We start from the raw sequence: 10,218 nt of genomic DNA on the forward strand, positions 1-10,218 counted from the left end.
GACTGACACTCCGCCATCGGGGGCAAGCCCCCTCCCACATTGGTTTCGCGATGCCCGTCAGGGCTTGGTACGGGTCTCATGCATCCGCGCCAGCTGCCGCTCCAGCATCGACGGATACGGTTCCATCAACCGTTCCACGCAGCTCGCACCTTCAGGGCTGGCGATCGGACGGATGCGCGCGCGCTGGCGGATCAAGGTGTCTTCACTGATCTTGCGCTCCACCAGCAGCAGGTTACGACTGTGTTGGGACAGGGCCAGCGCGTCCTGGGCGATTTCTGTCAGCAACAAGTCGATCTGGCTCATACCAAACAGGTCATCACCGACCGTCAGGCCCAGTTGCAACTGCAAGGTAATACCGCTGTCGGCCACTTCGATCTGCAGGGCATGGCCCAGGGCGCGCAGCAATTCGCCGCAGCAGATGGCGTTGGTCAGGTAGTCTTCGCCACTGTCTTCGCTGTGGAACAACATCAGCGTGCTGCCATCGTTCAGGGTATGCAGTTCGCTTTGATACAGCGACGCGGCCTGGTCGAGGCAATCACGATAGCGCTCCAGCAGTTCTGTCAGGCGGGCACGGGGCAGACGACGCAGTTGATCCTGTGCGCCCAGTTGCACAGCCAATACCGCGCTGTGCTGGGGTTCGGCGTTCTTCACGGGCATCGGCTTGGGCGCAACGACTGGCGCGGCGGACGATGTGTCGCGCAGGTCGGCAAACGGGTCTTCGTCGTCCAACTCGTCTTCTTCAGCCTTGACCACATGGCGCGGTGCTGCCTTCAGTCCGGCTACCGGGGCGCTTTCGTCAAAGCCTGGGTCACGCAGATCGCGGACCTCAAACTCAGGCTCGTCGGTGTCGTCGTATTCCGGCTCGGGCTCGGGCTCCGGCTCCGGCTCGCGCACCACTGGCTCCGGGGCAAAGCTTGCGTGGAGCTGGCGGGCGAGGTCACCGATTTCGTCCTGGCGGTCGGTGGCCGGGGTGTGTTCGTCGATATCTCGCAGCCAGATGCGCAACTGCATCAGCGGCGTGGAGATGTGCCGACCCAGGCGCAGGCTCAAGGCCAGTGCCAGCGCCAGCAGGATCGCGCTGAGAATGCCCATGCTTTGCAGGCTGATGGTCATCGGCTGCTGGAATTGCTGCATATCCAAGCTGATACGCAACTGACCGGCCTTCACATCCTGGAACGTGATGTTGCTCGAATACAGACCCTCGGCCTCACCCAACAGGCCGTTCTTCGGGCGCTGCCCGGCTTCGGCCATGATCCGGTTGTCCACGCTATAGATAGCGGCGTGGGCCACCAGCGGGTTCTTGGTCAGGTTGTTGAGCAGCACGTTCAGGCTGAGGATGTCGTTGGACACCAGCAACTCAGTCGCCGAAGTGGCGGTCTGCGTCGTCAGGCTCGCGCCCAGGGCGTCGGCTTGCTCGTGCATGGCCTGCTTGAACTGCAAACCCATCACGCAGGCGTAGATCACCAAGGCCAAAGCGACCAGGATCACGTTATGGCTGGCGATGCGTAATGCGATCGGTACACGGCGGTGGCGCAGTGCCCGGAAGATCAGCAGGAAGAAGTTATCGGTTTTTACTGGCGTGGGCCGGTTCACTTGCGCTCGGCTCTTGGTCCGTGAAGTTGACGCGCAGTATAGCGACAGGCCTAGGGCCGGCAAAGCGCTGGCTGTGCCCGATGGTCACTGAAAGTGGGTAGAATGCAGTTTTTTTCCAGCCTGGGGGTGCGCTTTGCGCGAAATTGTCCTGATAAACATCACAGGTCTTGACCGACCGGGTCTCACCGCTGCCATTACCGGTGTGTTGGCCCAGGGTGGTGTGAACATTCTCGACATTGGCCAAGCGGTGATCCACGACACCTTGTCCTTTGGCATCCTCGTCGAAATTCCGAGCACCGAGCAGGCGTCTTCGGTACTCAAAGACATCCTGTTTACGGCGTATAAGCTCGATCAACAGGTGCGATTCACGCCGGTGTCCGAGGCCGATTACCAGCATTGGGTCGACGGTCAGGGTAAAAAACGCCACATCGTGACCCTGCTGACCCGCAAGGTGACGGCTGAACAATTGCAGCGCGTCAGTTCGATCACGGGCCAGTATGGTTTGAATATCGACCATATTGACCGTCTGTCGGGTCGTATGCCGTTGGACACGCCGGCCGATAAAGGCAAGGGCTGCATCGAGTTCTCCGTGCGTGGCGAACCGGCTGATCCACAAGCATTGCGCGCCGAATTCCTGAGCGTGGCTCAGGAGCTGAATGTCGATATCGCCTTCCAGGAAGATTCACTGTTCCGTCGCAACCGTCGCCTGGCGGTGTTCGACATGGATTCCACGCTGATCGAGGCCGAAGTCATCGACGAACTGGCCAAGGCGGCGGGTGTAGGCGAGCAGGTCTCCGAGATTACCGAGCGCGCCATGGCCGGCGAGCTGGACTTTCGCGCCAGCTTCAAGGAGCGCCTGGCGCTGCTCAAGGGGTTGGATGTGAGTGTGCTGGACTCGATTGGTGCATCGCTGCGCCTGACCGAAGGTGCCGAAACACTGTTCGCTGAACTCAAGCGCCTGGGTTACAAGACGGCGATCCTGTCTGGCGGCTTCACCTACTTCGCCAAGCAATTGCAGGCCAAGCTGGGCATCGACTATGTGTTCGCCAACGAGCTGGAAGTGATCGACGGCAAAGTGACCGGTGTGGCGGTTGAGCCGATTGTTGACGCACAGCGCAAGGCTGACTTGCTGAAGGAGCTGGCTCACAAGGAAGGTCTGCGTCTGGAGCAGACCATTGCGGTCGGTGACGGTGCGAACGACTTGCCGATGCTGGCGATTGCCGGGTTGGGTGTGGCGTTCCGTGCCAAGCCGTTGGTGAAGCAGTCGGCCAAGCAGGCGATTTCGACCTTGGGGTTGGATGGCGTGTTGTATCTGCTGGGCTTTCGCGATCGCGATGGTCAGCTGTAACTGAAGAAATGCGGTAAAAAAATGTGGGAGGGGGCTTGCCCCCGATAGCGGTGGTTCAGTTAATGATGTGTTAACTGGTACTCCGCCATCGGGGGCAAGCCCCCTCCCACATTGGGTTCTGTGTCAGGCTTTAGGTGTTGCGATACCTTGACCCATCTGCACTGGCGTACCCGCCACTAACTCTTCTGCCCACTTCACCTGATCCGGTCCGAACAGCACGATGGCGGTCGAGCCCAGCTTGAAGCGACCCAGCTCCGCGCCTTTCTCCAAATGAATCGGCGCCCGCGCCGCTTCGTCGTAGCGGAAGGTCTTCAGCTCACGCTTCGGCGGTGTCACCAGGCCGGCCCATACGGTTTCAATCGACGCGACGATCATCGCGCCTACCAATACCACGGCCATCGGACCGCGTTCGGTGTCGAACAGGCAGACAACGCGCTCGTTGCGTGCAAACAGCTCCGGCACGTTTTCAGCGGTGGTCTGGTTTACCGAGAAAATTCGCCCTGGCACGTACACCATCTCACGCAGCGTACCCGCCAGCGGCATGTGCACACGGTGGTAGTCCTTCGGCGACAGGTAAATAGTGGCGAAATCACCGCCCATGAACGGTGCAGCCAGCGCCGCATCCCCGCCCAGCAGTTCCAGCACGCTGAAGCTGTGGCCTTTGGCCTGGAATACCCGGCCGTGTTCGATCGGGCCAAGCTGACTGACGGCACCGTCGGCAGGGCTCAATACCGCACCTGGAGTTGGGTCCAGCGGGCGTGCACCGTCTTTCAGCGCTCGGGTGAAGAACGCGTTGAAGTGCTCATAGGCGGTCAGGTCTTCAACCAGGGCCTGGGACATGTCCACCTGATAGCGCTTGGCGAACCAGCTGGTGAAGGCGTTCTTGAACCAGCGTACGCGGCACTCGGCAATGCAGCCGGCCAGGCGCGACAGCAAGTGGTGTGGCAACAGGTACTGGCTGAGGATAAACAACTGCTTTTTCATTAAGTGTCCTTAAACCTTAAATCTCAACGGGGGTGTCGGGGTGGTTGCCCCATTCGCCCCAGGAACCGGCATAACCTTTGACTCGCGGATAACCGAGCGCCTTGGCCACCAGGTAGGTGAAGCCAGAGCGATGGTGAGTCTGGCAGTGGGTGATGATTTCTTTGTCGCGGGTCAGTCCGAGGTCTTCGAGGATCTGTGGCATATCGCGGCGGATGCGCAGGTTGCGCGCCTTGTCCATGCCGGCGGTCCATTCGAAGTTCACCGCGCCGGGGATGTGCCCGCCTTTGGCCGCGAGTACTTTTTCGCCGGAATACTCCAGCGGGCCGCGTGCGTCCCAGATACCCAGGTCAGCGGCGCCGAGTCGGCTTTGCAGGTACTCTCGGGTGGCGGTGGGGCCTTCGTGCAGCGTCAGGCTGACCGGGCCGCCGACGGGAGCGGGCACCTCGGTGGAAACCGGGTACTGGCCTTCCAGCCAAGCCAGCAGGCCACCGTCCAGGTAGTGGTATTTCGGGTGGCCGATCACGTCGAGCATCCAGATAAAACGCCCGGCCCAGCCACCGCCTTCGTCGTCGTAGACCACGTAGGTCGCGTCCGGGGTGTGGCCCAGTTCGCCGAACAGTGCTTCCAGCTCGGCCTTGCTCGGCAGTAAGCCGGGGGCGGGAGGCTGGCCCAGTTGGGTGCGCTTGGGGTCAACGAAATGCGCGCCGGGGATATGCCCTTCGGCGTAGCGGGCGGCGCTGGTGAGGTCCACCAGAATCAGGTGTTCGGCATCAAGGCGACCTTGCAGGTCGCTGGATTCGATCACCAGCGGCAAGCCAGAGAAGTCAGGCATGTGAGGTCTCCTGGGCACAAATGTCGGCGATAAAGGACCGCGATTGTAGCGCAAGCATCAAGCGCTGCGGTTGGTAAAGCTGTGCAGGGCTTTCTCGATGCATTGGGCGGTTTTGCCGAAGGCTTGCACGGTGGTTTCCGAGAATGGCCCGCCACCCTGGTCGGCGACCATCAGCATGACCACGCGGCCATTGCAGCTCAGGGATCGCAACAACAGGTGCTCGCCGGTAAACAGGCGACGCAGGACCGGCGGCAGCAACGCAGAGAACTGCGCATGGTTGTCGGGTGTGAGGCGTACCTGGGCGGATTTTTCCAGCAGGCGCTGCAGCAGCGTGCTGTTGACCACGTCCAGGCTCAGGTGCGCGGCATCCTTCGGCAGACCATCGGCTTGATGCACATGCAATGTACTCAAGGCGCGGTCGGCCATGAACAGCAGCACTCGTTGCATGCCGCTGGCCACCAAGGCTTCTTTGGCACACGTGGTCAGGTGCATGGCGTTGGCGAAGCGGCTCGGTTCGACCAGCAGCTCGGTGCAGCGCTTGCGCCACACGGCCAAGGCTTCGGCGGTGGGGGGCGGTGCGGGCAACAGACCGCGATGGATCTTCTGCACATGCCATGGCCAGATCAGCGACAACGCCGGGTGCCAGAGATCGGGCATCAAGGTGTGGCGGGCGCTGATCACCGCTTGTTGATGGACCTGTTGCTGTACGTCGCCCAGGGGTTCTTGCAGGTAGAGCGCAGTGAGGTATTGCCAGCGCTCGGTGTGCGGGCAGGTCCAGGACTCCTGGGCCGACAGTGCCAGGCCGTTGGCCAGCAGTACGGTATTGGCCGGCTGGTTCAGCCAGCGCCGCAGGCTGGGTTCGGCATCCAGCAGTTGCTGGTGGCGCAGCGCCTCGTCTTCGCGGGCGATATGCAACGCTTTGACCAGCAAGCGCTGTTCGCTCAAAAGCAGGTGGTAGCCTTGGGACACCCAGATCGGCAAGTGCCAGGCTTCGGTCAAGCCAAGGCACAAATCCAACAGTCGTACGCCGAACAGTTCATGCTCGACCTGGTGCGCCGACTGGCCCTTGTGAATCACCCGCAACTCCCATTCTTCCAGGAGTTTGGGATAGGCGACGGCCATCGGCCACAACGGCGACAGAAACAGCAGGCTGCCCCAGTGAATGTCTTGCCACAAGCGCGCCAGGCGGCTGCCGAACAAACCGTTGGCTTGTTGCGAGGCGTGCTGGCTCACCAGCAACAATTGGCGCAACGCCACGGGGATTTCCTGAGCGGGCACCGAGGGCAGGCGCGCCAGCAGTTCTTCAGCGCGCTTGAGGCCGAGGCGGTTGAGCGCCACTTCAAGGTTTTCCGCCGGCTCCGCCATGCTGCCGTGGGTGTGGCTGTTGGCCTCGCGCATCACGCTGAGTACCAGCGCCGGGCTGTTTTGCATCAGCTCGGCAATATCTCGTAATGAACTGCGGCTGTCGCGGATGGCTTTGCACACACGCTCATGGCTGGCTTGGGGAACAGGCAGCGGCACCTCATCCAGGCGCTTGATCCAAGCGGCGAGGGTGGTGGGTTTTGTAGTTGGAACTGTCGTTTCATTAGCCATGATTGGGGCGCGATCATCACTTGCATTCAACACGCCCGGAACGGGCCGAATTGGCTTTTCGCCTTAACGGGCTATAGTCTGGCGCAGTTTTGCCGATAAGTAGAACAAGAGTTTTTCAGCTGCACCCACTATGTCCATGAACCTGACGGCGCAAGTACCAATCTCCTATGGCTAAAATTATCGGCATCATCGTCGTCATCGCAAGCGTGCTCGGTGGGTACGTCCTGTCCCACGGTAAAATTGCCGCATTGATCCAGCCCTTCGAAGTGCTGATTATCGGCGGCGCTGCGTTTGGTGCTTTCTTGCAGGCCAACCCCGGCTACATGACCATGCACGTGATCAAGAAGTCGCTGGGCATGTTCAGCTCGCGCTTCTCCCACACCTTCTACCTGGAAGTACTGGGCCTGATCTACGAGATCCTCAACAAGAGCCGCCGCGAAGGCATGATGGCCATCGAAGGCGACATTGAAGACGCTGCTGCCAGCCCGATTTTCGCCAAGTACCCGGCCGTGCTCAAAGATGAGCGCATGACGGCCTACATCTGTGACTACCTGCGCATCATGTCCTCCGGCAACATGGCCCCCCATGAGCTGGAAGGCCTGTTCGACATGGAGCTGTTCAGCCTCAAGGAAGAACTGGAACATCCTTCCCACGCCGTCACTGGCATCGCCGACGGTATGCCGGGTTTCGGTATCGTTGCGGCAGTACTCGGTATCGTGGTGACCATGGCTTCCTTGGGCGAAGGCGACCAGAAGGCCATCGGCATGCACGTGGGTGCGGCTCTGGTGGGTACCTTCTTCGGTATTCTCGCGGCCTACGGTTTCTTTGGCCCGCTGGCGACTTCCCTGGCCCATGACGCCAAGGAAGAAGTGAATCTCTACGAAGCGATCAAGGCGTGCCTGGTGGCTTCGGCCTCCGGTATGCCGCCATCGCTGGCGGTGGAGTTCGGGCGCAAAGTGCTATACCCGAAACATCGCCCAAGTTTTGCCGAGCTGGAACAAGCGGTTCGCGGTCGCTAAGCCATGGAAAACAACCAGCCGATAATCATCAAGCGCGTCAAGCGCTTCGCTGCGGGGCATCATGGCGGCGCCTGGAAAATCGCCTTCGCCGACTTTGCGACGGCGATGATGGCGTTCTTCCTGGTGCTGTGGTTGATGTCCACCGCCACGCCGGAACAAAAGATCGCCATTGCCGGTTACTTCAAAGACCCGATTGGCTTCTCGGAAAGCGGTACGCCTTTTGTGATCGACCTGGGCGGCTCGCCGCAGTTGGCGCCTGAGCGCACCATCAACCCGGAGGTCAAGACCGAAGCTCCCCAGGAAAAGATTCCAGTCGAGCGCGACACCGTCGAGGCCATGGCTGAGCAAGTCGAACAGGAACGTCTGGAATTGCTGCTGAAGGAATTGCAGACCAAGGTTGAAGAAAACCCGCAACTGCTGAAGTTCAAGGACCAGATTTCCTTCGAGATCACGCCTGAGGGCTTGCGTATCCAGATCACTGACGCCGCCAACCGGCCGATGTTCGACTCCGGCAGCGCACGCTTGAAGCCGTATTTCGAAGACATCCTGCTGGCCATGGCCGACACCATCAAGGCGGTGCCGAACAAGATCAGCATTAGCGGCCACACCGATGCCAAGCCGTATGCGGGCCAGGGCGACTTCGGTAACTGGGAGCTCTCGGCCAACCGTGCCAACGCCGCACGCCGCGCGCTGGTGGCAGGCAGTTACCCGGACCCGCAAGTGGCGCGAGTGGTGGGGTTTGCCTCCTCGCAGTTGTTTGATTCCGCAGACCCATTCAACCCAGTCAATCGCCGGATTGATATCGTGGTGCTGACCAAAAAGGCACAGCGTGCGATTGAGGGCGATCAAGGGGCCAAACCGGCACCGGTCCAAGGCGACGGCGCACCGGGTGAAGTGCCGGCGGATCCGAACGCCCTTCCACCAGGGCAGGAGCCGTTACCGCCCCATGAGCTGCGGCAGAAGCTGAACCTGTTTGATGACGGTGGGATGAAGGATCCTACGGTGCCAGCGCCGGTACCCGGATCGTAATCCACATACCAAAAGGCCGCGATGATCGCGGCCTTTTGGTAGGGGCAGTTTAGTAACTGCTCTCAGGCAAGCTCGCAATAATCGAGCGATAGCTGTTCATGCGCTGCTGCTGCACGCGGCCATCTTCCAGCGCCTTGAGCAGCGCACAGCCCGGCTCGCGGTCGTGTTTGCAGTCGCGGAAGCGGCAAGTGCCGATCAGGTCGTTGAACTCGATGAAGCCCGCTTCCACATCGCTGCGGCTGACGTGGCCGAGGCCGAATTCACGGATGCCCGGGGAGTCGATCAGTTCACCGCCGCCGGGGAAGTGGAACAACCGCGCGGTGGTGGTGGTGTGGGTGCCCTGGCCGGACAGCTCAGACAGCGGGCCGACACGGGTCTCGACTTCTGGCAGCAGGCTGTTGACCAGCGACGACTTGCCTACGCCCGACTGGCCGACAAACACGCTGATACGGCCGTCCAACTGCTGTTGCAGCTGTTCCATGCCATTACCGTGATGGGCCGAGACTTCCAGCACCGGGTAACCGAGGGTACGGTACACCGCCAGCAATGCGTTGAGCGCCGGGGCGTTCTGTTCGTCGATCAAGTCGAATTTGTTCAGCAGCAACAACGGGCGGATGCCGGCGTGTTCGGCCGCGACCAGATAGCGGTCGATCAGGTTGGCATGGGGCTCGGGCAACGGCGCGAACACGATCACGATCATGTCGACGTTGGCGGCCACCGGCTTGAGCTGGCCGCGGCTGTCGGGGCGGCGCAGTTCGGTGGTACGCGGCAATTGGGCGACGATCACACCGATGCCCTGGTTGCCGGCGCGCCATACGACCTGGTCGCCGGTCACCAGCGCAGGCAGGTTGGCGCGCAAGTGGCAACGGAACACCTGGCCGGCGAGCTCGCCTTCCAGCGCCTCGACTTCGACCTGCACACCGAAGTGCGCGATCACCAGGCCTGTTTGTTCAGGGCCAAGGTCGCCGCCTTCGAGCGCTTCTACGGCGGAGGATTCACGTTTGGCGGCGCGAGCGGCGCGTTCACCTTGAATCTTTTCGATGCGCCAGTTTTGGCGGCGATTGAGCTGGCGTTTGGCCATGGGTGTTCCGTGTCGATAATGCAAAGGTTAGGTAAAACGGTCGCGAGTCTAGCACGCCCCCGCCTGCTAAACTGCGCAGCTACGCCAAGGTGCCAAGAGAATCAAGCCATGCAAAACCCACAGAACCTGATTTGGATCGATCTGGAAATGACCGGTCTGAACCCCGACACCGACGTCATCATCGAGATGGCGACCATTGTCACCGACAGCAATCTCAACACCTTGGCCGAAGGTCCGGTGATTGCCATCCACCACAGCGATGCCGTCTTGGCCACCATGGACGAGTGGAACACCCGCACCCACGGCAACTCCGGCCTGACCCAGCGCGTGCGTGACAGTCGCATCAGCATGGCTGAGGCCGAGGCCGAAACCATCGCCTTCCTGGAGAAGTGGGTACCCAAGGGCAAGTCGCCGATCTGCGGCAACAGCATCTGCCAGGACCGTCGCTTCCTTTATACCCATATGAAGGGGCTGGAAAGCTACTTCCACTACCGCAACCTGGATGTATCGACGCTAAAAGAGCTGGCAGCGCGCTGGGCGCCGGAAGTCAAAGACAGCTTCCATAAAGGCAGCACACACCTGGCGTTGGATGATATTCGCGAGTCGATCGCCGAGTTGCAGCATTACCGCAAGCATTTCATCAAGGCTTGAATGGGCGGTGCCTGAACCGGCGCCATCGCAGGCAAGCCAGCTCCCACAGTTGAATGTATTCACAAATCCAAATGTGGGAGCTGGCTTG

The 10,218-nt window shown here is 60.9% G+C and carries 9 protein-coding genes; 4 read left to right on the plus strand and 5 right to left on the minus strand.

Going from position 1 to position 10,218, the window contains the following annotated elements; translation table 11 throughout:
• Positions 1-57 precede the first annotated feature (57 nt).
• Complete coding sequence (locus tag ACRESD_RS20590) at positions 58-1,593, minus strand: histidine kinase (protein ID WP_431752588.1); 1,536 nt, start codon at positions 1,591-1,593, stop codon at positions 58-60.
• A 133-nt stretch (positions 1,594-1,726) separates the two neighbouring features.
• Between ACRESD_RS20590 and serB the strand changes: the two genes are divergently transcribed.
• Entirely contained in the window at positions 1,727-2,941 is a 1,215-nt protein-coding gene (serB, locus tag ACRESD_RS20595; protein WP_431752589.1) for a phosphoserine phosphatase SerB, read from the plus strand.
• Between the two features lie 123 nt (positions 2,942-3,064).
• Here the strand turns inward: serB and asd are convergent, their stop codons facing one another.
• The 3 genes from asd to ACRESD_RS20610 are packed head-to-tail and all read right to left on the minus strand — an operon-like array spanning position 3,065 to position 6,350.
• Positions 3,065-3,925 carry an archaetidylserine decarboxylase gene (asd, locus tag ACRESD_RS20600; RefSeq protein ID WP_431752590.1) on the minus strand — a complete coding sequence of 287 codons (861 nt, stop codon included), beginning with the start codon at positions 3,923-3,925 and terminating at the stop codon, positions 3,065-3,067.
• Positions 3,926-3,941: 16 nt separating this feature from the next.
• Positions 3,942-4,757, minus strand: coding sequence for a rhodanese-like domain-containing protein (locus ACRESD_RS20605; RefSeq protein WP_431752591.1), 816 nt, complete (start codon positions 4,755-4,757; stop codon positions 3,942-3,944).
• Between the two features lie 57 nt (positions 4,758-4,814).
• Positions 4,815-6,350, minus strand: a complete 1,536-nt coding sequence (locus tag ACRESD_RS20610; RefSeq protein WP_431752592.1) for an HDOD domain-containing protein — start codon at positions 6,348-6,350, stop codon at positions 4,815-4,817.
• A 167-nt stretch (positions 6,351-6,517) separates the two neighbouring features.
• On the opposite strand from ACRESD_RS20610, the gene motA reads away from it, so the two are divergent.
• Both motA and motB read left to right on the plus strand, forming a co-directional pair.
• Entirely contained in the window at positions 6,518-7,369 is an 852-nt protein-coding gene (gene motA, locus ACRESD_RS20615; protein ID WP_003217532.1) for a flagellar motor stator protein MotA, read from the plus strand.
• Positions 7,370-7,372: 3 nt separating this feature from the next.
• Entirely contained in the window at positions 7,373-8,398 is a 1,026-nt protein-coding gene (gene motB, locus ACRESD_RS20620; RefSeq protein WP_431752593.1) for a flagellar motor protein MotB, read from the plus strand.
• 49 nt (positions 8,399-8,447) lie between these two features.
• Here the strand turns inward: motB and rsgA are convergent, their stop codons facing one another.
• Positions 8,448-9,479 carry a small ribosomal subunit biogenesis GTPase RsgA gene (gene rsgA, locus ACRESD_RS20625; RefSeq protein WP_033898469.1) on the minus strand — a complete coding sequence of 344 codons (1,032 nt, stop codon included), beginning with the start codon at positions 9,477-9,479 and terminating at the stop codon, positions 8,448-8,450.
• 108 nt (positions 9,480-9,587) lie between these two features.
• Between rsgA and orn the strand changes: the two genes are divergently transcribed.
• Positions 9,588-10,130 (plus strand): oligoribonuclease, encoded by a 543-nt coding sequence (orn, locus tag ACRESD_RS20630; RefSeq protein ID WP_003171343.1) that lies wholly within the window; start codon positions 9,588-9,590, stop codon positions 10,128-10,130.
• The last annotated feature ends 88 nt before the right edge of the window (positions 10,131-10,218 follow it).

This window comes from Pseudomonas sp. (assembly GCF_050739995.1).
In the GTDB taxonomy this organism is placed as follows: domain Bacteria; phylum Pseudomonadota; class Gammaproteobacteria; order Pseudomonadales; family Pseudomonadaceae; genus Aquipseudomonas.

Coding starts and splice junctions, on each gene's coding strand:
- asd (WP_431752590.1), bottom strand. CDS start 3,925: ATGAAAAAGCAGTTGTTTATCCTCAGCCAGTACCTGTTGCCACACCAC.
- ACRESD_RS20605 (WP_431752591.1), bottom strand. CDS start 4,757: ATGCCTGACTTCTCTGGCTTGCCGCTGGTGATCGAATCCAGCGACCTG.
- ACRESD_RS20610 (WP_431752592.1), bottom strand. CDS start 6,350: ATGGCTAATGAAACGACAGTTCCAACTACAAAACCCACCACCCTCGCC.
- motA (WP_003217532.1), top strand. CDS start 6,518: ATGGCTAAAATTATCGGCATCATCGTCGTCATCGCAAGCGTGCTCGGT.
- motB (WP_431752593.1), top strand. CDS start 7,373: ATGGAAAACAACCAGCCGATAATCATCAAGCGCGTCAAGCGCTTCGCT.
- rsgA (WP_033898469.1), bottom strand. CDS start 9,479: ATGGCCAAACGCCAGCTCAATCGCCGCCAAAACTGGCGCATCGAAAAG.
- orn (WP_003171343.1), top strand. CDS start 9,588: ATGCAAAACCCACAGAACCTGATTTGGATCGATCTGGAAATGACCGGT.